The sequence below is a fragment of the Pseudoalteromonas sp. MMG007 genome, from assembly GCF_018100985.1.
Classification (GTDB): domain Bacteria; phylum Pseudomonadota; class Gammaproteobacteria; order Enterobacterales; family Alteromonadaceae; genus Pseudoalteromonas.
The window spans coordinates 1-504 of record NZ_JAGJEI010000052.1; the positions used below are offsets into that span (position 1 = coordinate 1).

General features: G+C 36.9%; 1 protein-coding gene. It reads right to left on the bottom strand.

Translation table 11 applies throughout. From position 1 onward, the window contains the following. Window positions 1-109: 109 nt before the first annotated feature. Entirely contained in the window at window positions 110-481 is a 372-nt protein-coding gene (locus J8L71_RS18375) for a hypothetical protein (RefSeq protein ID WP_211001804.1), read from the bottom strand. Between the last annotated feature and the right edge of the window lie 23 nt (window positions 482-504).

The window sequence follows — 504 nt, forward strand, 5'->3', positions numbered from 1 at the left end:
TGCCTAAGCGGCGATTAATAATGGGCTAAAATATTGAGCGCAGCGACAATAGCCCATTGTTAATTGTCCGAGCGAGCTTGTGAGCGAATTAAGGCTCTTGTTAGCTATACTATGCACCAACAAGTATATTTATGTAATTACACAACATACTAACGATTATAAAACCAAAAAAGCAGATACTAAAAGTGCGTTCAGGTATTGCGTGAAAAGCCAGTGAAGGCATTTGCTTTAATGTAGATAACGAAGGTATGAAGAAAACAGAATAGCGTTCAAATTTTTTATATTTAGCTACAAGTTTAGAAAAAAACAACTTTAAACCTGAGACATACATTAGAACAAATGTTGAAGCACCAAGTAACTCAACCATTGCCATGAGCTCCATACTCATCATGATTTCTGGGCCTGCCACAAGAACAACAATGATTACAGCTAGAGAGTGCCAAATGCCTTTTGACATTGATTTTTTGATCCAATCGACCACCAAATTCTCCTTGTATAGCTAAC